This window comes from Roseateles sp. (genome assembly GCF_036486225.1).
Classification (GTDB): Bacteria; Pseudomonadota; Gammaproteobacteria; order Burkholderiales; family Burkholderiaceae_C; genus Roseateles.
Genome location: NZ_DASVNZ010000019.1, coordinates 1 through 21,126, shown reverse-complemented (window position 1 = coordinate 21,126; position 21,126 = coordinate 1). Strand labels below are relative to the sequence as shown.

16 protein-coding genes and 1 tRNA gene are annotated in these 21,126 nt (G+C 69.5%); 12 read left to right on the top strand and 5 right to left on the bottom strand.

Annotated features, from left to right (window positions below):
* The first annotated feature begins 6 nt into the window (after positions 1 to 6).
* From pbpC to VF536_RS01770, 3 genes are all read left to right on the top strand, one after another.
* Entirely contained in the window at positions 7 to 2,256 is a 2,250-nt protein-coding gene (gene pbpC, locus VF536_RS01780; protein ID WP_414710253.1) for a penicillin-binding protein 1C, read from the top strand.
* Between the two features lie 52 nt (positions 2,257 to 2,308).
* On the top strand, positions 2,309 to 2,614 hold the full coding sequence (locus VF536_RS01775) for a hypothetical protein (RefSeq protein ID WP_331613066.1): 306 nt from the start codon (positions 2,309 to 2,311) through the stop codon (positions 2,612 to 2,614).
* A gap of 205 nt (positions 2,615 to 2,819) precedes the next feature.
* Positions 2,820 to 5,453: a chemotaxis protein CheW gene (locus VF536_RS01770; RefSeq protein WP_331613065.1), complete on the top strand. Its 2,634-nt coding sequence runs from the start codon at positions 2,820 to 2,822 to the stop codon at positions 5,451 to 5,453.
* A 21-nt stretch (positions 5,454 to 5,474) separates the two neighbouring features.
* Here VF536_RS01770 and VF536_RS01765 read toward each other — a convergent pair whose 3' ends face one another.
* Positions 5,475 to 6,086: a GNAT family N-acetyltransferase gene (locus VF536_RS01765; protein ID WP_331613064.1), complete on the bottom strand. Its 612-nt coding sequence runs from the start codon at positions 6,084 to 6,086 to the stop codon at positions 5,475 to 5,477.
* Positions 6,087 to 6,272: 186 nt separating this feature from the next.
* Between VF536_RS01765 and VF536_RS01760 the strand changes: the two genes are divergently transcribed.
* Positions 6,273 to 6,932, top strand: a complete 660-nt coding sequence (locus VF536_RS01760) for an SET domain-containing protein (RefSeq protein ID WP_331613063.1) — start codon at positions 6,273 to 6,275, stop codon at positions 6,930 to 6,932.
* 120 nt (positions 6,933 to 7,052) lie between these two features.
* Here VF536_RS01760 and VF536_RS01755 read toward each other — a convergent pair whose 3' ends face one another.
* A complete protein-coding gene (locus tag VF536_RS01755; protein WP_331613062.1) occupies positions 7,053 to 7,805 on the bottom strand; it encodes a UPF0149 family protein in 753 nt (250 codons plus the stop codon).
* Positions 7,806 to 7,952: 147 nt separating this feature from the next.
* Positions 7,953 to 10,595 carry an alanine--tRNA ligase gene (alaS, locus tag VF536_RS01750; RefSeq protein WP_331613061.1) on the bottom strand — a complete coding sequence of 881 codons (2,643 nt, stop codon included), beginning with the start codon at positions 10,593 to 10,595 and terminating at the stop codon, positions 7,953 to 7,955.
* A gap of 293 nt (positions 10,596 to 10,888) precedes the next feature.
* Here alaS and VF536_RS01745 point away from each other — a divergent pair, with 293 nt between their 5' ends.
* Positions 10,889 to 12,367, top strand: coding sequence for an NAD-dependent succinate-semialdehyde dehydrogenase (locus tag VF536_RS01745; protein ID WP_331613069.1), 1,479 nt, complete (start codon positions 10,889 to 10,891; stop codon positions 12,365 to 12,367).
* 45 nt (positions 12,368 to 12,412) lie between these two features.
* Here VF536_RS01745 and VF536_RS01740 read toward each other — a convergent pair whose 3' ends face one another.
* Entirely contained in the window at positions 12,413 to 13,309 is an 897-nt protein-coding gene (locus VF536_RS01740) for a LysR substrate-binding domain-containing protein (RefSeq protein WP_331613060.1), read from the bottom strand.
* Positions 13,310 to 13,434: 125 nt separating this feature from the next.
* Between VF536_RS01740 and VF536_RS01735 the strand changes: the two genes are divergently transcribed.
* The 6 genes from VF536_RS01735 (at position 13,435) to VF536_RS01710 (ending at position 18,634) form a co-directional block, all read left to right on the top strand.
* The gene (locus VF536_RS01735) at positions 13,435 to 14,643 is read left to right on the top strand and encodes an MFS transporter (protein WP_331613059.1); all 1,209 of its coding nucleotides are present in this window, start codon (positions 13,435 to 13,437) and stop codon (positions 14,641 to 14,643) included.
* Between the two features lie 56 nt (positions 14,644 to 14,699).
* Entirely contained in the window at positions 14,700 to 15,530 is an 831-nt protein-coding gene (dkgB, locus tag VF536_RS01730) for a 2,5-didehydrogluconate reductase DkgB (protein ID WP_331613058.1), read from the top strand.
* A 150-nt stretch (positions 15,531 to 15,680) separates the two neighbouring features.
* On the top strand, positions 15,681 to 16,193 hold the full coding sequence (locus tag VF536_RS01725) for a PilZ domain-containing protein (protein WP_331613057.1): 513 nt from the start codon (positions 15,681 to 15,683) through the stop codon (positions 16,191 to 16,193).
* A gap of 49 nt (positions 16,194 to 16,242) precedes the next feature.
* A tRNA-Gly gene (locus tag VF536_RS01720) sits at positions 16,243 to 16,317 on the top strand.
* 166 nt (positions 16,318 to 16,483) lie between these two features.
* The gene (locus tag VF536_RS01715; RefSeq protein ID WP_331613056.1) at positions 16,484 to 17,686 is read left to right on the top strand and encodes an MFS transporter; all 1,203 of its coding nucleotides are present in this window, start codon (positions 16,484 to 16,486) and stop codon (positions 17,684 to 17,686) included.
* A gap of 30 nt (positions 17,687 to 17,716) precedes the next feature.
* Positions 17,717 to 18,634, top strand: a complete 918-nt coding sequence (locus VF536_RS01710; protein ID WP_331613055.1) for an aspartyl/asparaginyl beta-hydroxylase domain-containing protein — start codon at positions 17,717 to 17,719, stop codon at positions 18,632 to 18,634.
* 67 nt (positions 18,635 to 18,701) lie between these two features.
* Here VF536_RS01710 and VF536_RS01705 read toward each other — a convergent pair whose 3' ends face one another.
* Complete coding sequence (locus tag VF536_RS01705; RefSeq protein WP_331613054.1) at positions 18,702 to 19,523, bottom strand: class III extradiol ring-cleavage dioxygenase; 822 nt, start codon at positions 19,521 to 19,523, stop codon at positions 18,702 to 18,704.
* Positions 19,524 to 19,767: 244 nt separating this feature from the next.
* On the opposite strand from VF536_RS01705, the gene VF536_RS01700 reads away from it, so the two are divergent.
* A partial coding sequence (locus VF536_RS01700; protein ID WP_331613053.1) for an ABC transporter permease occupies positions 19,768 to 21,126 on the top strand: 1,359 nt, incomplete at its 3' end.

Sequence of the window (21,126 nt, the reverse complement as noted above, 5' to 3'; positions counted from 1 at the left end):
GCCTGTCTGCGCCGCCTCGCACGATGGCGACGGCTGGGCACCCTCGTACTCGTTGGCGCGGGGTGCGTCGCCGCGGTCCGGGCGGAAGATCTGCCCTCGTTCTCTCAGACGCGTGCTGCGCACCCGTTGTCGGACATCCAACTGCTCGATCGTCGGGGTGCACCGCTGCAGACCTTGCGTGTCGATCCCACCCGACGTGTGCTCGCCTGGGTGCCGCTGGACCAGATGTCGCCGTCGCTGCTGCGGGCGATGCTGCTGTCCGAGGACCAGCACTTCTATGAGCACAGCGGCGTCGACTGGTCGGCCGTCGCCGCGAGCGCCTGGGCCAATGTCTGGAACACCCGCACGCGGGGCGCGTCGACGGTGACGATGCAGCTCGCCGGCCTGCTCGACGGGGATCTGAGCCGGCGTGGCGGCCGCAGCGTGACGCAGAAGCTCGGACAGGCGTGGGTCGCGGGGCGGCTGGAAAAGCGATGGACCAAGGCCCAGATCCTCGAGGCCTACCTGAACCGCGTGCCGTTGCGCGGCGAGCTCATCGGTGTGCCCGCGGCAGCGCAGTCGCTTTTCGGAAAGCGGCCAGGCGGCCTCGATGCGCGCGAATCTGCACTGCTCGCCGCGATGCTGCGCGGACCGAACGCGTCCGCCGAGACACTCGCGACGCGCGCCTGCGGCGTCCTGCGCGCGATGGGGCAGGGCTGCGACGGCCTGACCGACGAGGTCGGTGCCGTGCTGAGGCGCAAGGTGCTGTCGCTGGCGGATGCGCCGCAGTGGGCTCCGCATTACGCGCGTCTCGCGCTTCGCCCGGATGGGCCGCCGACGCAACGCAGCACGCTGGACGCGACTTGGCAACGGGTCGCGGTGCAGGCGCTGCGGCGGCACCTGGCGGAGCTGTCCGGTCGGCAGGTCGAGGATGGCGCGGTGCTCGTGCTCGACAACGCCAGCGGCGAGGTTCGCGTCTGGGTCGGATCGAGCGGCAGCCAGCTGTCGGACGCGGCACAGGTGGACCACGTGCTGGCGCGCCGCCAACCCGGATCGACGCTCAAGCCCTTCCTGTATGAGCTGGCGATCGAGCGCCGCCTCATCACCGCGGCGAGCCTGCTGGACGACTCGCCGGCGCAGGTCGCGACCGCGGCGGGCTTGTATCTGCCCCAGAACTACGACAAGCAGTACCGCGGCTGGATCAGCGCGCGGGCCTCGCTCGGCAACAGCCTCAACGTGCCGGCCGTGCGGCTGTCGCTGATGCTCACGCCGGAGGCCGTCTTCGAGCGGCTCAATGCGCTGGGCCTGCAACTGCCGGAGACAGGCGGGTTCTACGGCCCGTCGCTGGCGCTGGGAAGCGCGGACGTGACCTTGCTGGCCCTGACCAATGCGTATCGCGCACTGGCCAACGGAGGGCGTTATGCGGCGGCGCGTCTGCCGCGGATCGAGGCCGGACAGGAGGCCGACATCCGGCGAGGTGAGTCCCGCCAGGTTGCGGATCCCAAGGCCAGTTTCATCGTCGGTGACATCCTGGCCGACAACAGCGCGCGCGCGTTGACCTTCGGACTGTCGAGCGCGCTGGCGCTGCCGTTCCCGGCGTCGGTGAAGACGGGGACGAGCAAGGACATGCGCGACAACTGGTGCATCGGCTGGACCAGCCGATTCACGGTCGGCGTCTGGGTCGGCAACTCGAGCGGCGAGGCGATGCACCAGGTGTCGGGCGTGAGCGGCGCGGCCCCGGTGTGGCGCGAGGTCATGCTGGCGCTTCATGCAGGCGGTATCCCGTCAACGACCGGACCGCCAGCCGGCGTCGTTCCGCTGGACACGCGATTCGACGGCGGCCAGGAGCCCTCGCGGCGGGAGTGGTTCGTGGCGGGCACCGAGCAGGCGGTCATCCGGGCCGCGGGCACGTCCGTGGCACTTCGCAATCCGATCGATGGCGCGATCTACGCGCTGGACCCCGACATTCCGCCGACGGCGCAGCGGCTCCGTTTTGCGCATGAGGGACGGCTTGAGCGTGGTGCTGTCGCGGCCTGGCGGCTCGACGGCCGCATCATCGGACGCGGAGAGGCCTTGGATTGGCTGCCGATGCCCGGGCGGCACGAACTCGCCTTGCTCGACGGGAACGGACAGGTGCTGCAACAGGTGCGCTTCGAAGTCCGGGGCGCCGGTTTGAGGCAGGTGCCCTCGCCCGGCATCGACTCCCGTCCCCCCAATCCGCAAGTCAACCGTCCCAAGGCGCAGTTCGTCGCCGCCCCCTGGCGGCTGCGGGGCTGACTTTCGATACTCCTTCCATCGTCGCTAAGATGCAGATGTGCGCGGGGAGACCATGAAGAGCCGACAACAACAAGCGCTGAACGCCGACCGGCCCCTCTGGAGGGTGCTGGGCGTCGCCGTGCTCGGTGCCGCCTTGTCGGTGCCCGCCGCGCCGGCCCAGGCGAGCGAAGTGGTCAAGCTGGCTCGCCTGCTGATCACGGGCAAGCGCCAGCCGAGCCGGCCACCTGCGCCGCAACCGGCCGCTCCAGATCGAGGCACCGAGTCCTCCACACAGCCCCAGAGCCGTGCGTCCGACGGCGAACTTCACGCCCAGACGCAGCGCCGTACCGCCGACGGGGCGGTGGTCTCGCTGGATTGAACGCACCAAGCCGTCGCATCGACGGCGGATTTCTCCCCAACTTGCGGCATCGCCGCACCAGCGCGGCACTTCGTGCCTGATCGACGTGCGATCACCGAAGTTAGTCTTGGAAACCGTGCGTTTCTCCCCCTGACAACGTCGTCAACGCGCGCCACACTGCCGCGCGTCGCCTCACGAGGGCGTGTGATCGTTGGGAGGGAAAGAGATGACGCAGGGTTCGAACAAGGTCTATCGGAAAGGCCTGCCGTTCAGCGCCGAAGTGGCCCCGTTGCTGGCAGCCATGCCGCTGCTGGACGAATATCGCGAGCCGCTGCTGCGCTTGCAAGGCGCCTGGGACAGCCTGGCGCTGCTGGGCCAGATGAGCGGTGCCGCCACCGACATGGCCGATACCCGTACCGCCTTCGAAGCGTTGACCGGACGCCTGCTGGACAGCCTGGCGCGCCGTCAACTGCGGCATGCGGTCGGACATTTGCAGGGACGCTCGCAGGTCGCGATCGACATCCTGGTGCGCAACCTCTTTGAACGGACTGCCGACGTCGGTTTTCTCGCCAGCGATGGCCCGCTGAGGGCGTTGCTGCAGGCGGATGCCGCCGGTGCCGTCGACCCCGGGGAGGTCGAGGCGCTGCGTCGGCGCTTTGCCGCCTATGTCGCCAAATACTCGGTCTACGACCAGGTCGTGCTGCTGGCCGCCGATGGACGTCGCCTGGCGGCCTTGGACGACTCGACATGCGCGCCGGTCGTCGAGGACCCTCGGCTGAGCGAGGCTTTCGAGCCGGGCCGCGCGTTCGTCGAAGTGCACGGCCCGACCGGCCTGCTCGGCGGACGCAGCGGCCTGATCTACGCGGCGGCGGTGACGGGTCATGACGGCACGGGCGCCGAATCCGGTGGCCCGCGCGGTCTGCTGTGCCTGTCCTTCAAGCTGGAGGACGAGATGCTGGGCCTGTTCCGCGCCTTGTGTGCCGGCGTGCCCCGCTCGGTGCTGGTGCTGAAGGACGCGCAGGGCCGCGTGCTGCTGACCTCGGATCCCTGGCAGATCCCGCTGGGCGCACCCTTGTCGGACGCCGGCGAAGCGCAGGGATGGCGACTGGACTTCGCCGGCCGCGACTATCTGGCTTGCGAGAGCGCGGCCAGCGGCTACGAAGGCTACTTCGGGCCCGGCTGGCGGGCGCAGATGCTGCAGCCGCTGCAGCACGCCTTTGCGGACGCGCCGCCGGAGCATCAGAGTGGCCGCGCCCGCGACCTCGATACGCGCGAGCTGTTTGATGAAGAGCTTCGGAGCATCCCGGTGGAGGCGCGCCGCATCCAGCGCGAGCTGTCGCGGTCGTTGTGGAACGGCAAGCTCAAGAGCCGCGTGCATGCCCAGCCGGGCGCCCGGAGCGGCGAGGGCGCCTCGCCCGGTCCATCGGGTCAATCCGGTCAAGGCGGCGGGAATGCCTTCGCCGTGACCTTGCTCAATGAAGTCGAACGCACCGGCGACCAACTGCGCCAGGTGTTCGAACGCGCGATCGCCCAGCTCGAGGAGGGCGCGCTGGACGCGGTCTTCGACGGTGCCGGCTTCCGTGCGGAACTGGCGATCTCCATCGTCAACCGCAACCTGTATGAGCGCGCCAACGACTGTCGCTGGTGGGCGCTCGACGCGCGCCTGCAGCGCGCGCTCGCGACCGGCGACGCGGCATCGGCGCAGGCGGTGCTCGCGAGCATCCACGCGCTCTACACCGTCTATTCGCTGTTGCTGGTCTTCGACAACGCCGGCCGCGTGGTCGCCGTGTCCGACCCGGCCCAGGCGCATCACGTCGGACGCTCGCTGCAGGGAGACTGGGTCTCCAGCGCGCTCGGACTGCGCGACGCCAGCCAGTACGTGGTGTCGTCGCATGCGCCGTGTGGACTCTACGGCGAGGACGGGCATGCGCCCTGTCTCGTCTACGCGGCCGGCGTGCCGCATCCGGACGGCGCGGCGATGGCCGGCGGCATCGCGATCGTGTTCGACGGCGCGCCGCAGTTCCGCGCGATGTTGCGTGCGGCCTTGCCGGATCATGCCGGCGCGGCCGCGTTGCTCGTGACGCGCGCGGGCGAGGTCGTGGCCAGCAGCGATGCGCGCTGGTCGCCGGGCGATCGCCTGCCGATGCCGTTGCCCGCGCTGCCGACGTTGCCGGCGGACCAGCACGTGACCGGTGAGCTCGAATTCGATGGCCGCGTCCATGCCTATGGGCTGGCCATGTCGGGCGGCTACCGGGAGTACCGCCGCCTCACGCCGGCCGATGCAACCGATCTGGCCGCGCTTGTCGTGCTGCCGTTGGGCGAGCGCCTGGCGGCCGGCGAGTCGGCCGGCGCGGGCGCGCCGTCCGCGGCGTTCACGCCTATGCCGCCGGCGGGCGCCAAGACCGTGGACGTGGCCAGTTTCCTCGTCGATCACCAGTGGCTGGGATTGCCCGCGATGCAGGTGGTCGCGGCGCTGGAGCGTCAGCGCATCACCGCCTGGCCCACGGCCCCGGCGGCGGTGCGCGGCATGCTGGGCTTCGAAGGCCGCATGTTGCCGGTGCTGGATCTCGGACAACTGCTGTTCCACCGTCCCTGCGGCGAAGAAGCGGCGCTGATGGTCTGCCAGACCGGCGCAGGCCAGCGCCTGGTGCTGGCGGTGCAGCAGCTGGGGCAGGTCTTCGTCGCCGGTGCCGAGCAGCTGCAGCCCAGCCCGACACGCCCAGGCTGGGCCGCGCAGGCCCAGGTGCACCTGCTCAAGGGGCATGGACCGCAGATGCTCACGCTGCTCGACGGCGACGACCTGTGGCGCCTGGTCAACGGCGTGGTCGAAGCGCAGGCGCCGGCGCTGACCGTCGACTGACCGGCGATCCACACACGTGGCTCACGCCGCAGCCCGTCCGATCACGGGCGGCTGCGGATGCAGTCGCGCCATCGTCAAGGCGTCGACGTAGCGTCCGTCACGCAGCGCGTAGCCGCGCAGGCGACCTTCGTGCTCGAAGCCGAAGCGCTCGTAGAGCCGGATCGCGCGCGCGTTGTCGGCGAACACGGTGAGCTCAATCCGCAGCACGCCGAGCCAGTCGTCCGCCTGCCGCATGAGCGCGTCCATCAGTGCCGAGCCGACGCCGCGTCCGTGCGCGTCCGGATGCACGCCGATGCCCAGGGCCATCGCGTGCCGGCGCCGCACCTGCGGGCCCACCGCATGCAGTCCGGCAGACCCGAGCAGGCGCTCGCCGTCGAACGCGAGCAGCTGCAGTTCGCCGCTGTTGGTGTCCGGCACTTTCGAGAAGCGCTCCTGCCAGAGCAGCTCGGAGGTGAACGGGACCTGCAGCAGCGACGGTTGCACGCCGGGATGTCCGAGCAACTCGGCATGCGCGCGAGCGTCCTCGGGGCGCGGGCGACGCAGCGTCAGGCCCTCGGCGATGCGCACGGCGCGGTGGCCGCGGCCTGGGGCTCGGTCGTCGGGGGAACGGGGCGGGTTCGTCGCAGTCTGCATCGGGGTTCTCCTGGTGGGATGGAAGGACCGAGGGCGGAAATGAACAAGGCCCGCGGGGTGCGCGGGCCTTGTCGGGGGGAGTTCGGTGGATCGCTTCAGGACCGTGGGGTCCGGGATCCGGGGGGCGTCTGCCGCGTTCGACGCCGTCCCTCGTTGCGTGCGCACAGGTGCGCCTGCTGCGAATGCATGCAGCAGGACATCTGGACTAGGCCGAGGGTGCGGAACGCGAAGGACATGCGAACCAGTATCTTGGTGACGCGATGGACGCGTCAAGCGCGCCGTCCGCGATACCAGTGGCAAGGGCGCGACAATGGGGGTTTCGCCATTTCGTCGCGGCCGCTGCCGCGCGCCGCCTTCATGCCTCGACTGAGTTCTGTCGCTGCCGTCGTCACGCCGGCTCCCGCCGCTGAACCGCACTCGCGCCCGAAGGGCGAGCCGCAGCCCGCCGAGCGTTTCGCGCTGGCCGTGGACAAGAGCCCGATCGACGGGCTCGGGGTGTTCGCTGCCGAGTCGATTCCGGCGCGCCGCAAGATCGGCGAGATGCGCGGCGAGATCGTGCCGGTGCGCGAGGCCCGTCGGCGCATCGAGGGGCGGCGCCGGATCCACGTGGTCGAGGTGACCGACAAGACGGCCATCGATGCGACGAAGTCCGATTGCGCGCTGCGTCACGTGAACCACAGCTGCGCGCCCAACGCGGTGCTGCGCATCCGGCAGGGCCGGGCGGAGTTCTACGCGATCCGCGACATCGATCCGGGCGAGGAGATCTGCGCCGACTATGGTGAGAGCCACCACGAAGGGCGCCTGCGTTGCCGTTGCGGCGCACCGAACTGCAAGGGCCGGCTCTGAGCCGTGCGACGCGCCGTCGTCGACGGCTGGAATGAGGAACCTGGAACGAGAAACGCCGGCACAAGGCCGGCGTCCGTGAACGGCGGTTCGAGTCCGCCGTCGATCGTCGTGGTCCGAGGATCAGTGCGTCGAGTCCGGGGTCGAGGTCAGTCCGGAGATTGCTTCCTTCAGCACGCGCTGCTGCATCCAGAACAGGCGCAGGTCCTGCACGGTGAACAGCATGTCGTCGATCAGCGCGTTCTGGTCGATGCCGTCCGGCTCTTCGTAGGCGCGCTGCACGTACTCGGCGCGCGGCGTCGAGTCCTCGGCCAGCGTGACGGCCTCGATCGCTTCCAGCATCGCCTGCAGATCGTCCGCGCCGTCGCCGGCAGGCAGCGTCCATGCGTTCGAATCGTCGACCGCCTGCAGGAAACCCTGCGCCCACATCGCGCCGGGCGCGGGCATGCGTTCCAGCAGTTCCGCGGTGATCGAGCCTTGCGCGACCAGTTCGGCCTTGGTCTCCTCGTCGAACTCGGAGATCAGCGGCGTCAGGTGCATCTGCTCCGGCGCTTCGAGCAGCGGTTGCGGGTCGAGGCTGTCGCCGATCTCGTTCCAGCGCACATGCAGCGCTTCCATGAACGCGTCGGTCAGGTCCTGTTCGTCGAGGCCGGCGGGCCAGTCCTCGCCGAACAGCGCGTCCATCGCCTGGATCGGTGCCGCGTCGGACGGGCCGACGCGCAGGGCGGTCAGGTAGCCGTCCATCGTGTCCAGCGTGATCGCGGGGGCATCCGGATCGGCCTGTCCGGCCAGCACGGCCAGCAGCTCGCCGAGGCGCTGCGCGTTGTCGACGTCGATCGCGTCGCCGAAGTCGTCGTCCATCGGGGTGTCAGTCATGGTTGCTCCAGTGGCTTGAAACGACAAGGGCCCGACCGGGGCCCTTGAAGAGGTTGTTCGTCGGAACTCCGGGGCCGGCGGTTCGATCGCCGCCCGTATGGCTACCCGTATGGCTGCCCGTGTCCCGGAGTCTGTTCGAGGTTTGTGTCAGACGCGTTCGCCGACCCAGGCCTGCACGCTCGCCAGCGCGGCGGGCAGGGCCTTGGCGTCGGTGCCGCCGGCCATCGCCAGGTCCGGCTTGCCGCCGCCCTTGCCGCCGACCTGCTGTGCGACGAAGTTGACCAGCTCGCCGGCCTTCACCTTGCCAATGCTGTCGGCAGTGACGCCCGCGGCCAGCTGGACCTTGTCGCCATCGACGGCGGCCAGCACGATCGCGGCGGTCTTGAGCTTGTCCTTGAGCTTGTCCATCGTCTCGCGCAGCGTCTTGGCGTCGGCGCCGACCAGGGTCGCCGCCAGCACCTTCAGTCCCTTGACGTCGACGGCCTGCGACAGCAGTTCGTCGCCCTGCGCGGACGCCAGCTTGCCCTTGAGCTTTTCGAGTTCCTTCTCGAGCTGCTTGACGTGATCCAGCAGGGCACCCAGGCGCGCCGGCACTTCCGACGGCGTCGTCTTCAGCGTGCCGGCGACATTGTCGACCGTGTCTTCCAGCGATTGCAGGTAGGCCAGCGCGTTGCTGCCCGTGACGGCCTCGACGCGGCGCACGCCGGCCTGGGTGCCGCCTTCCGAGACGATCTTGAACACGCCGATGTCGCCGGTCCGGTCCACGTGCGTGCCGCCGCAGAGTTCCTTGCTGGAACCGATGGTCAGCACGCGCACCTCGTCGCCGTACTTTTCGCCGAACAGCATCATCGCGCCCGACTTCTGCGCATCGTCGATGGGCATCACGGCGGCGTTGGCCGCTGCGTTCGCCAGGATCTCGGCGTTCACGAGGTCTTCGACCTTGCGGATCTCCTCGGCCGTCAGCGGGCCGGTGTGCGCGAAGTCGAAGCGGGTCCGGTCGGCATCGACCAGTGAGCCCTTCTGCTGGACATGCGCGCCCAGCACCTCGCGCAGCGCCTTGTGCATCAGATGGGTCGCGCTGTGATTGCGGACCGTCTTCGCGCGGCGCTCGGCGTCGACCTTGGCGGCGAAGACGTCGCCGACCTGGATCGAGCCCTCGACCACCTGACCGTGGTGACCGTAGACATCCGCCTGGATCTTGAGGGTGTTCTCGATCACGACACGCGTCGTGGCATTGCGCAGGTCGCCGGTGTCGCCGACCTGGCCGCCGCTCTCCGCATAGAACGGGGTGTGATCAAGCACCACGACGACATCGTCGCCCGCGCCGGCGCTCTGGACCGACGTGCCATCGACGTACAGCGCGACGACCTTGGCGTCTTCCCGCACCAGGTGTTCGTAACCATGGAAGGTCGTCGGCTGCCCTTCGTACGACAGACCTTGCGTGCGCTTGAACTTGTCGTCCTGCTGGCGGGTGCGCTGCTCATGCATCAGGCGGTTGAAGCCCGCTTCGTCGACGGTCACGCCGCGCTCGCGGCAGACGTCGGCGGTCAGGTCGACCGGGAAGCCGTAGGTGTCGTGCAGCTTGAAGGCGGTGTCGCCGTCGATCTGCGTCGCGCCGCCGGCCAGGGCCGATTCCAGCAGTTCCATGCCGGTGGCGATGGTCTTGAAGAAGCGTTCCTCTTCCTGCTTCAGCACTTCGGTGACGCGGGCCTCGTCGCGGCGCAGCTCGGGATAGGCTTCGCCCATCTCTTTGGCCAGCGCGGCCACGAGCTTGTGGAAGAACGGGGTGCGCGCGCCCAGCTTGTAGCCGTGGCGGATCGCGCGGCGGGCGATGCGGCGCAGCACGTAGCCGCGGCCGGCGTTGCCCGGGATCACGCCGTCGACGACGGTGAACGAGCAGGCGCGGATGTGGTCAGCGATGACCTTCAGCGACGGCGATTCCCGGTCGCAGTCGCCGCCGCCAACGACGATGCTCGGCGTGGCCGCGTCCACGCTCTGCTTGGCCGCGGCCAGCAGGTTCACGAAGAGGTCGATCTCGTAGTTCGAGTGCACGTGCTGCAGCACGGCCGCCAGACGCTCCAGGCCCATGCCGGTGTCCACGCTGGGCTTGGGCAGCGGGTGCATCACGCCGTCTTCAGTCCGGTTGAACTGCATGAAGACGTTGTTCCAGATCTCGATGTAGCGGTCGCCGTCCTCGTTGGCCGAACCCGGAGGGCCGCCGGCCACGTCCGGACCGTGGTCGTAGAAGATCTCGGTGCAGGGGCCGCAGGGGCCCGTGTCGCCCATCATCCAGAAGTTGTCGGACATGTAGCGGCCGCCCTTGTTGTCGCCGATGCGCACGATGCGCTCGGCGGGCACGCCGACCTGCTTGTTCCAGATCTCGTAGGCCTCGTCGTCCTCGGAGTAGACGGTCACCCACAGCTTCTCGGCCGGCAGCTTGAAGTGCTCGGTCAGCAGTTCCCAGGCGAAGCCGATGGCGTCCTTCTTGAAATAGTCGCCGAAGCTGAAGTTGCCCAGCATCTCGAAGAAGGTATGGTGGCGCGCCGTGTAGCCGACGTTGTCCAGGTCGTTGTGCTTGCCGCCGGCGCGGATGCACTTCTGCGCCGTGGTCGCGCGCGAGTAGGCGCGCTTGTCGAAGCCCAGGAACACATCCTTGAACTGGTTCATGCCCGCGTTCGTGAACAGCAGCGTCGGATCGTCGCCGGGCACGACCGGGCTGGACGCGACGATCTGGTGGCCCTTGGACTCGAAGAACTTCAGGAAGGTGTGACGGATCTCTGCGGCTTTCATGCCTGTCCTTTGCTTGATGGGCCTGGCGGGTCGGAGGTGGCGCAGCCGGGGCTGCGACATGAATCAGGGGGTTGAACCGGTTGATGGATTCAGTTTGTATCTTCGCGGGTGCGCGGATTGCCGCTCTTCCATCCGTCTTTCCGTCCGCTGTGGCTGATGGAATGGCGGGGTCGGCGCCCGATTTCGCGAAGCTTTCGATTATAGGAGCCGTGCCCGTTGACACGGTGTTGACATGGCGGTCACGGTGCCGCCGCTAGGATGCCGGCCTTCCCCGGAGAAACGACATGGCGACGATGGACCCCAAGACCTCCCCGCTGGCGCAGCTCAAGGATCCGAGCCTGCTCAAGACCGACGCGCTGATCAACGGCGAATGGGTGGGCGGCGCGAGCCGCTTCGACGTGACCGACCCGGCGACCGGCGTGCCGCTGACGCACGTGGCGAACCTGAGCGCGTCCGAGGCCGATGCGGCCGTGACGGCCGCGAACGCCGCCTGGCCGGCGTGGCGGGCGAAGACGGCCAAGGAGCGCGCGGCTATCCTGATGCGCTGGTTCCACCTGCTGACCCAGCATGCGGACGACCTGGCGCGCATCCTGACGGCGGAGCAGGGCAAGCCGCTGGCGGAGGCGCGCGGCGAGATCGCCTACGGCGCGAGCTTCGTCGAGTGGTTCGCCGAGGAATCCAAGCGCGTGCGTGGCGAGATCGTGCCGACGACGGACGCGACCAAGCGCTACATGGTCATCAAGCAGCCGGTGGGCGTGTGCGCGGCCATCACGCCGTGGAACTTCCCGCTGGCGATGATCACGCGCAAGGTCGCGCCGGCCCTGGCGGCCGGATGCCCGGTCGTGATCAAGCCGGCGGAGCAGACGCCGCTGACCGCGCTGGCCGCGGCGGAACTGGCACAGCGCGCCGGCATGCCGGCCGGCGTGCTGAACGTGATCACCGGCGACGGCGAGCAGTCGATCGCCATCGGCAAGGTCCTGTGCGAGAGCGACGTGGTGCGGCATCTGTCGTTCACCGGCTCGACGGAGGTCGGCCGGATCCTGATGGCGCAGTGCGCGCCCACGATCAAGAAGCTCTCGCTGGAACTGGGCGGCAACGCGCCGTTCCTGGTCTTCGACGATGCCGACATCGACAGCGCCGTCGAGGGCGCGATTGCCAGCAAGTACCGCAACGCCGGCCAGACCTGCGTGTGCGCGAACCGTCTCTACGTGCAGGCGGGCGTGTACGACGCGTTCGTGGCGAAGCTGGCGGAGAAGGTCGGCGCGCTGAAGGTCGGCAACGGTTTCGAGCCCGGCGTGACGCAGGGACCGCTGATCGAGGACGCGGCGATCGAGAAGGTCGAGCGCCACGTCGCCGACGCGGTGGAGAAGGGCGCGAAGGTGCTGGTCGGCGGCGCGCGGCTGCATGACCGCTTCTTCCAGCCGACGGTGCTGTCGGAGGCGACCGCCGACATGCTGTGCGCGCGCGAGGAGACCTTCGGCCCGGTGGCGCCGGTGTTCCGCTTCGGCACCGAGGCCGAGGGCGTCGCGCTGGCCAACGCCACCGAGTTCGGCCTGGCGAGCTACTTCTACGCCCGCGACATCGGCCGCATCACGCGCGTGTCCGAGGGGCTGGAGTACGGCATGGTCGGCATCAACACGGGCCTCATCTCGACGGCCGAGGTGCCGTTCGGCGGCGTCAAGCAGTCGGGCCTGGGCCGCGAGGGCGGCCACCAGGGCATCGACGAGTACGTCGAGACGAAGTACCTGTGCGTGGGCGACGTGAACAAGTGATCGCTACGTGACGCCACTCGGCCGCCGGCGTGCGGCCCGGACGGCTCAGGCCGCGAGCGTCACCATCTCGGCGGCGAGGTAGTCGAGGAAGCAGGTGATGCGCGAAGCCAGCGCGGTGTTGCGGTAGTAGACCGCGTGCACCGGCTGGCGCGTGTCGACGGTGTGCGTCGCGAGGACCTGCACCAGCGTGCCGTCGGCGCGGTCCCGCGCGGTCATGAAGTCGGACAACGCGACGATGCCCTGGCCGGCCAGCGCCAGCTGGCGCAGCGTCTCGCCGGAGGACGCGCTCACCGCGGCCTTGATCGGATACCCCTCGCCGCCGGACCAGCGCAAGGGCCAGGTGTTGAGGCTTTCCGGCGCAGTGAATCCCAGCAGCGAATGATTCGCCAGCGATTCGACCTTGGTCGGACGCCCGTGCGCGGCGAGGTAGGCGGGACTGGCGAGCATCCGCAGCCGGAAGCTGCCGAGCGGCCGCGCATGCAACGAGGAATCGGCCAATGTGCCGATGCGCAGCGCGACGTCGGTGCGTTGCTCCAGCAGGTCGATGATCTGGTCGCTGCTGTTGAGTTCGAGCTCGATCTGCGGATAGCGTTCGCGGAATCCGCCGATCAGCGGCACCAGCACGTGGAGCATGAACGGCGAGGCCGCATTCACGCGCAGCCGCCCGGCGGGCTGGTCGCGGCGCAGCGCCAGTTGCTCCTCGGCGTCCTCGACCGCGGCGAGCACGCTGCGGGCCCGGGCGAGGAAGAACTGACCCTCCTCGGTGAGCTCAAGGCGTCTGGTGGAGCGCCGCATCAGCGTCGTGCCCAGTTTCTGCTCCAGGCGGCTCAACGAGCGGCTGACCGCCGAGACCGTCTGCCCGAGATGCTCCGCCGCCGCGCTGATCGATCCCGCGTCGACGATGGCGGCGAGGACGGCGAGTTCATCGAGGGAGCTTTTCATGGCGCTTCTTGCGTTACTTGCGTTTGAGGCAAGAATATTTTGGTCAATCGAGGCTTTTTCTGCAAACCACAAGCGGGAACACTGACGACCGTTCCCCAATTTCTCCGTCTTGCAGGAGCCTCATCATGCCGATCGCCTTGTGGGCGCTGACCGTCAGCGCCTTCGCCATCGGGACCACGGAATTCGTCATCGTGGGCCTGATCCCGACCATGGCCGCCGACCTCGGCGTCAGCCTGCCGTCCGCGGGCCTGCTGGTCTCGCTGTACGCGCTGGGCGTCGCCATCGGCGCCCCCGTCCTCACCGCACTCTCCGGCCGCTGGCCGCGCAAGCAGCTGCTGCTCGCGCTGATGCTGCTGTTCACCGCGGGCAACCTGCTCGCATGGCTCGCGCCCGGCTACGGCGCGCTCGTCGTGGCGCGCGTGCTCACCGGCCTCGCGCACGGCGTGTTCTTCTCGATCGGCTCGACGATCGCCACCAGCCTCGTCCCCCGTGAGAAGGCCGCCAGCGCCATCGCGACGATGTTCTCGGGCCTCACCGTCGCACTGGTCACCGGCGTGCCGCTGGGCACCTTCGTCGGCCAGCACTTCGGCTGGCGCGCGACCTTCCTCGCCGTCGCGGCGCTGGGGCTGATCGCCTTCGTCGCCAGCCTGATCTTCGTGCCGCGCAAGCTCGCCCAGCCCGCGCCGGCCAGCCTGCTCCACCAGTTCGAGCCGCTGCGCCAGCCGCGTCTGCTGCTGGTCTACGCGATGACGGCCGTCGGTTACGGCGGCTCCTTCATCGCCTTCACCTACCTCGCGCCCATCCTCCAGCAGATCAGCGGCATCTCCGCCAACGGCGTCAGCCTGGTGCTGCTCGTGTACGGCATCTCGGTCGCGGTCGGCAACGTCTGGGGCGGCAAGCTGGCGGACAAGCGCGGTCCGATCGGTGCGCTCAAGCTGATCTTCCTGGGACTCGCCGCCGTGCTGTTCGTGCTGAGCATCACCGCGCAGTCGCCGATCGCCGCCGTGCTGACGGTCCTCGCCTGGGGCGCCTTCGCCTTCGGCAATGTGCCGGGTCTGCAGGTCTACGTGGTCCAGCAGGCCGAGGCCCACGCGCCCCGGGCCGTCGACGTCGCGTCGGGCCTGAACATCGCCGCGTTCAACCTCGGCATCGCGGGTGGCGCCTGGGGCGGCGGACTGATCGTCGAACACCTGGGGTTGATCCACACGCCGTGGATCGGCGCCATCGTCGTGCTCGGCGCCTTCGCGCTCACCGTGCTGGCGGGACGCCTCGACCGCCGCTTCCCGTTGCCGGCGCGCGCCGCCGGCGCCGCCCCGATCGCCGTCGGCCATTGACCGCACACGGACGCAAAACATCCGGGCGTCCATCCCACCACTTCCTGGAGTTCCTCATGAGCATCCCCGCTTCCCAAGCCGCTTCCCTTCCGATGCCTCCGCTGGGCCTGGGCACCTTCCGACTGAAGGGCCAGACCGTCATCGATGCCGTCAAGAGCGGCCTGTCGCTCGGCTACCGCCACATCGACACGGCCCAGATCTACGGCAACGAAGCCGAGGTCGGCCAGGCGATCGCCGAAAGCACGGTGCCGCGCGACGAGCTGTTCGTCACCACGAAGATCTGGACCGAGCAGTTGTCCGGCGAGCGCCTGATTCCCAGCCTGCGCGAAAGCCTCGCGAAGCTGCGCACGGACGTGGTCGACCTGACGCTGATCCACTGGCCGTCGCCCGGCGATGCCGTGCCGCTGAAAGAGACGCTGGATGCGCTGATGGAGGCGAAGCGCCTCGGTCTGACACGGGCGATCGGTCTGTCCAACTTCACCGTCGCGCAGATGCGTGAGGCGATCGGGATCGTGGGCGTCGGCGCGCTCGCGACCAACCAGGTGGAGATCCACCCGTTCCTGCAGAACCGCCGCGTCGTCGACTTCTCGAAGGCGCAAGGCCTGCACCTGACCGCCTACATGCCGCTGGCCTACGGGAAGGTCATGACCGAGCCCGTGCTGCTGGACATCGCCGCCCGGCACGGCACGACGCCGGCCCAGGTCGCGCTGGCTTGGCTGTTGCAGCAAGGCTTCACGGTGATCCCGTCGTCGACCAAGCCGTCGAACCAGGCCGCCAACCTGACGGCCACGGCGCTGCGTCTCAGCGACGAGGACATCGCGCGTTTCGCCACGCTCGATCGCGGCGAGCGGCTGGCCAATCCGGACTTCGCACCGGCCTGGGATTGAGACGGCAACCGCCGCGCGAACGACGGCGCCCGAGGCTCTGTAAGTAGATGTTCGAGGGCGTGAAATCCATCACGCTTCGTGGTGGGCCAGACATGAAGGCGTTCACCCGGAGCGCATACAACCCGGGAGCCCGAGCTTTGCGACCTTTCCATGTTCCGCCTACGACTCCGACCGAAGCCGCCCGCGGCTGAAGCAGCGCCAGCAGCCGCTCCCGCGGAAGCTGCGGTCATCGCCGATGCCGATGTCATCGACGCGGCGGCGCCTGCCACCGAAGACACCGAGGACGCCGATGGCGACGAGCGGCGTACCACGCCGCGCCGCGACGTGCCGCTCGGTCCGGCGGTGCGCGTCGAGTTCATGCTGCTGGGCCGCGCCCGCAGCCTGAACGTGGACGACGTGTCCCTGGGCGGCCTCGGGCTGCGCGGCTCGGTGGAAGAGGGCCGCGGCCTGTTCCTCGGCCAGAAGGTCCCGCAGGCGCGGGTGATGGTCGGTGATCAGCTCGTGCTGGTGGCCGACCTCGAAGTGCGCATCCGGCGCAGCTTCCGCTCCTTCCTGGCCGGCGAGCAGGTCCACATCGGCTGCCGCTTCCTGGGCCTGAACCCGCTCGCCGAGGCAGAACTCCAGCGTCTGCTGGCCCAACTGATCGGCCAGCGCGGTCGCTGATCCGCGCCTCTTGGGCAGGGGCGGGCTTGGGTCATAATCCGCCTCCTCCGCGGGCGTCGTATAACGGCTATTACCTTGGCTTCCCAAGCCAATGACGAGGGTTCGACTCCCTTCGCCCGCTCCAGATGCAGGCCTTCGACAAAGGCCGCCGACGTCGGCGCCGTACCGCCGTCCGCGCCCTTTCCCCAGGGCGCTCTCCAGTCCCCGCCCTCGGTGGGGCGACCCGATCCGTGTTGCAATGCTGAACGTTTCCTGAACGCGCCCTGAGCGTTCCCTTTCAGCTGTCCGACATGTCCGCCGCTTCGCCGATCGCCTCCCCCCAGCTCTCCGACGACCCGACCCCCGCCACGCACACCGGGTGGGCGCTGCTCGCTTTGTCCATCGGCGGTTTCGCGATCGGCACGACCGAGTTCGCGGCAATGAGCCTGGTCCCGTTCTTCGCGCCCGATCTCGGCATCGACGCGCCGACCGCCGGTCACGTGATCAGCGCCTACGCGCTGGGCGTGGTCGTCGGCGCGCCCTTGCTGGCCGTGCTCGGCGCCAAGGTGCCGAGGCGCACGCTGCTGATCCTGCTGATGCTGGCCTTCGCCGTCGGCAACGGCCTGAGCGCGCTCGCGCCCAGCTATCACGCGATGCTGCTGTTCCGCTTCCTCAGCGGCCTGCCGCACGGCGCGTACTTCGGCGTGGGCGCGCTGGTCGCCGCCTCGCTGGTAGCGCCGGCCAGGCGCGCCCAGGCCGTCAGTCTCATGATGCTGGGCCTCACGGTCGCCACCATCATCGGCGTGCCGCTGGCCAACTCGTTGGGGCAGTGGGCCGGCTGGCGCTGGGGCTTCGGCGTGGTGACGCTGCTGGCGCTGCTGACGGCCGCACTGGTCGCGATGCATGCGCCGCGCGACTGCGTCCAGCCGGGCGCCAGCGCCATGCGCGAGCTCGGCGCGCTCGGCCGCCGCCAGGTCTGGCTGACGCTCGGCATCGCGACCATCGGCTTCGGCGGCATGTTCGCCGTCTACACCTACCTCGGCTCCACGCTGCTCGAGGTCACCCGCACCGGCCCCGGCATGCTGCCGGTCGTGCTGAGCGTGTTCGGCATGGGCATGACGGCGGGGACGCTGGTCTCGGCCTGGGCCGCCGACCGCGCGCTGATGCCCACCATCGGCGGGCTGCTGCTGTGGAGTGCCGCGTCGCTGGCGCTGTACCCGTTCGCCGCGGGCAGCCTGTGGACGCTGCTGCCGGTGGTCTTCCTGATCGGCTGCGGCGGCGGGCTGGGCGCCGTGCTGCAGACCCGGCTGATGGACGTCGCCGGCGAGGCGCAGACGCTCGCCGCCGCCCTGAACCACTCGGCCTTCAACGCGGCGAACGCGCTCGGCCCCTGGCTGGGCGGGCTGGCCATCGCCGCCGGCCATGGCTGGACGTCCACCGGCTGGGTGGGCGTCGCCCTGGCGTTCGGGGGTTTGATGTTCTGGGCGGTGTCACTCGCGTTCGATCGTCGATAATCCCGGGCTTCTCTTGCAGGAGTTCCGCACATGGCCGATTGGCTGCCGCCCACGCGCTACTGGGTGCTGGCGATCTTCATCGCCTCGGCGCTGTACGCGCACTTCCGCGGCCGTGTCCGCTTCAAGCTGGCCCGCGCGCTGACCGACTTCACCGTGCTGATCTCGCCGGTCAACGCGATCATGTACCTGTTCTCGCGCGCGCCGGCGACGCCTTACCTGAAGACCTCGGCGTTCCCCGAGCTCGGCCTGCTGCGCGACAACTGGCAGGTGATCCGCGAGGAAGCCCTCAAGCTCAACGACGAGGGCTACATCAAGGCCGCGTCCGGCTACAACGACATCGGCTTCAACTCGTTCTTCCGCACCGGCTGGAAGCGCTTCTACCTGAAGTGGTACGACCGGGACATGGCCTCGGCGAACGCGCTGTGCCCGAAGACCGTCGAGCTGCTCAAGCAGATCCCCGGCGTCAAGGCGGCGATGTTCGCGTCGCTGCCGCCGGGCGCGAAGCTGGTGCGCCACCGCGACCCGTACGCGGGCTCGCTGCGTTATCACCTCGGCCTGACGACGCCCAACGACCCCGGCTGCTACATCGACGTCGACGGCGAGAAGTACCACTGGAAGGACGGCGAGGACGTGATGTTCGACGAGACCTTCATCCACTACGCCGAGAACACCACGACGCATCAGCGCGTGATCCTGTTCTGCGACGTGGAGCGTCCGGTGCACTTCGCGCCGATCCGCTGGCTGAACCGCGCCTTCGGCAAGCTGGTGATGACCTCGGCCGCCACGCAGAACCTGGAGAGCGAGCCCATCGGCGGCCTCAACAAGTTCTTCTATCACGCCTACAAGGTGCGCCTGTTCTTCAAGGCTTTCAAGGCGAAGTCCCGCACCGGCTACTACGTCGTCAAGTGGGCGTTGATCCTCGGCATCCTGGCCGCGATCTTCATCTGAACGCGCTGACCGTCCCGACCGTTCCCACGGTCGCGATGCCGCCGGGGCCCTGACGGCCCCGGCCCGTTCAACCCGCCAGCGCCTGGGACAGGCGCTGCGCCTGCGGGCCGAACGCGTAGGCATCCATCCCCAGCGCCCCGAAGGTGACGCCGTCGTGGATGCGGATCGGCGCATCGTCGCGCCCGCCGGCACCCGCGGCGACGTACCAGGGCAGCAGGTGCTCGTCCGTCGGATGCATCAACGCGGCGCTTGGCGCCTGCGTGCGGTAGGCCGCCAGGGCTTCCCAATCCCGGGCCGCAGAACGCTCCGCGAACCAGGTCCGGAAGGCGGCCGATTCGGCCATCTCCGGCGCGTCGTCCGACGCTGCGCGCATCAGCAGCCGCAGGTTGTGCGTGATGCTGCCGGTGCCCAGGATGAGCACGCCTTCGCGCGACAGCGCCTGCAGCTTCTCTCCGAGTTCGATCAGTTGCGCCGGTGAGGCGTGCGCCGTCAGCGTGAGCGGGATGACCGGCACATCGGCGTCGGGATAGAGGAATCGCAGCGAGGTCCAGATCCCGTGGTCCAGTCCGGCATGGTCGAAGACGGGCAGGGCGAGCGTCTCGCCGATCTGCGCGGTCAGCGCGCGGTCGCCAGGGGCGTCGTAGCGCAACTGGTAGAGCGCCGGCGGGAATCCGCCGAAGTCGTACACCGCCTCATGGCGGTCGGTGCCCAGCAGGACGGCCTCACGCGCCGTCGTGTGCGCGGAGATCGCCAGCACGGCCTTCGGCCGGCCCCAGACGGCGTCCAGCGTGCGGCCGAGACGCTGCATGAAGGCACCGGCCTCGCCGGGCTCCAGCGCAATCATGGGCGAGCCATGGGAGACGAACAGGGGAGGGAAGTGGGTGTTCATGCAATCGATTGAACGCCTGGGAGCGCCCCGCATCGTCAAAACCGGTTGCACGGACTGTTCAAGCCGATTGCATGCCCGCACCCCCGTGCCAGCGCGCGGGCATGCGGTTCGCTACAGTCCGCGCATGAGCGCGCACCCGTCTTCTCCGTCGGCCACCCCCGCCGGTACTCCTCCCGACACCTCCGCTGGCCGACCGGCTTCCGGTGCTCCCACCGGGCGTCGACCGCCATCGCTGTGGCGGCAGATGGGTCTGCAGACCTGGCGCGACTTCCGCGCTGGTGAACTCCACCTGCTGATCCTGGCCCTGATGCTGGCCGTCGCCGCCGTGTGCGCGGTGGCCTTCCTGTCGGACCGGCTCGACCAGGGCCTGCGCCGGGACGCGGCGCAACTGCTGGGCGGCGACGCGGTCGTCGCCAGCGATCAACCGACGCCGGCGCCGGTCCGGGAACTTGCTGAACGTCTGAACATGCGCAGCGTCGAGACGCTGAACTTCCCCAGCATGGCGCGCGCCAACGAGGACCAGGGCGGCGGCAGCCGGCTGGTGGCGGTGAAGTCGGTCAGCCCGCGGTATCCGCTGCGCGGCGCGCTATCACTGAAGGACGGCCGTCAGGTGGGCGCACCGGCCGCGGGCACCGTGTGGGTCGATCCGGGCGTGCTGAGCGCGCTCGGGCTGAAGGTCGGTGATCCGCTGCTGCTCGGCGACGCGACGCTGAAGATCGCCGGCGAGATCTCGAACGAGCCCGACCGCGGCGCCGGTTTCATGAACTTCGCGCCGCGCGTGATGCTGGCGCAGGCCGACATCGCCGCGACCGGGCTGATCCAGCCCGCGAGCCGCATCACCTACCGCTTCGCCGTGATCGGTGAACCGACCTCGGTGCAGCAGTTCAACACGCAGACCCGCCAGCAGTTGAAGGACGGCAACTGGCGCGGCGTGCGGCTGGAGTCCCTCGAGACCGGCCGCCCCGAGATGCGCCAGACGCTGGACCGAGCGACCAAGTTCCTGAACCTCGTCGCGCTGCTGGCCGCGCTGCTGGCGGCGATCGCCGTCGCGCTCGCCGCGCGGGAGTTCGCCAACCGCCACCTCGACGACTGCGCGATGCTGCGCGTGCTCGGCCAGCCGCAGCGGCGGTTGACCTGGGTGTTCACGCTGGAGTTCGCCACCGTCGGCCTGGTCGGCAGCGCGATCGGCGTGCTGCTCGGTTTCCTGCTGCATTACGGGTTCATCGCGATGCTGGCCGGTCTGATCGAGGTCAACCTGCCGGCGCCCGGCCTCTGGCCGGTGCTGCTGGGCCTGGGCATGGGCATGAGCCTGCTGCTGGGCTTCGGTCTGCCGCCGGTGCTGCAATTGGCGGCGGTGCCGCCGCTGCGCGTGATCCGTCGCGAGCTGGGTCGGCCGAAGGCCGGCTCGATCGCCGTGCTGCTGGCCGGCGTCATCGGTTTTGCCGCGGTGCTGACGGCGCTGTCGGCGGACTGGCGCCTGGGCCTGGCGGCGACGGGCGGTTTCGCTGTCGCGCTGGGGCTCTTCGCGCTGCTGGCCTATGGCGCCGTGCTGGCGCTGCGGCGTTTCGTGCCGCAGGCGGGCGCGCCGCGCTGGCTGCTGCTG

Bases quoted from the DNA above. Each gene is read 5' to 3' on its own strand.
- VF536_RS01775 (WP_331613066.1), top strand. From the start codon at position 2,309: ATGAAGAGCCGACAACAACAAGCGCTGAACGCCGACCGGCCCCTCTGG.
- VF536_RS01770 (WP_331613065.1), top strand. From the start codon at position 2,820: ATGACGCAGGGTTCGAACAAGGTCTATCGGAAAGGCCTGCCGTTCAGC.
- VF536_RS01765 (WP_331613064.1), bottom strand. From the start codon at position 6,086: ATGCAGACTGCGACGAACCCGCCCCGTTCCCCCGACGACCGAGCCCCA.
- VF536_RS01760 (WP_331613063.1), top strand. From the start codon at position 6,273: ATGCAGCAGGACATCTGGACTAGGCCGAGGGTGCGGAACGCGAAGGAC.
- VF536_RS01755 (WP_331613062.1), bottom strand. From the start codon at position 7,805: ATGACTGACACCCCGATGGACGACGACTTCGGCGACGCGATCGACGTC.
- alaS (WP_331613061.1), bottom strand. From the start codon at position 10,595: ATGAAAGCCGCAGAGATCCGTCACACCTTCCTGAAGTTCTTCGAGTCC.
- VF536_RS01745 (WP_331613069.1), top strand. From the start codon at position 10,889: ATGGACCCCAAGACCTCCCCGCTGGCGCAGCTCAAGGATCCGAGCCTG.
- VF536_RS01740 (WP_331613060.1), bottom strand. From the start codon at position 13,309: ATGAAAAGCTCCCTCGATGAACTCGCCGTCCTCGCCGCCATCGTCGAC.
- VF536_RS01735 (WP_331613059.1), top strand. From the start codon at position 13,435: ATGCCGATCGCCTTGTGGGCGCTGACCGTCAGCGCCTTCGCCATCGGG.
- dkgB (WP_331613058.1), top strand. From the start codon at position 14,700: ATGAGCATCCCCGCTTCCCAAGCCGCTTCCCTTCCGATGCCTCCGCTG.
- VF536_RS01725 (WP_331613057.1), top strand. From the start codon at position 15,681: ATGTTCCGCCTACGACTCCGACCGAAGCCGCCCGCGGCTGAAGCAGCG.
- VF536_RS01715 (WP_331613056.1), top strand. From the start codon at position 16,484: ATGTCCGCCGCTTCGCCGATCGCCTCCCCCCAGCTCTCCGACGACCCG.
- VF536_RS01710 (WP_331613055.1), top strand. From the start codon at position 17,717: ATGGCCGATTGGCTGCCGCCCACGCGCTACTGGGTGCTGGCGATCTTC.
- VF536_RS01705 (WP_331613054.1), bottom strand. From the start codon at position 19,523: ATGAACACCCACTTCCCTCCCCTGTTCGTCTCCCATGGCTCGCCCATG.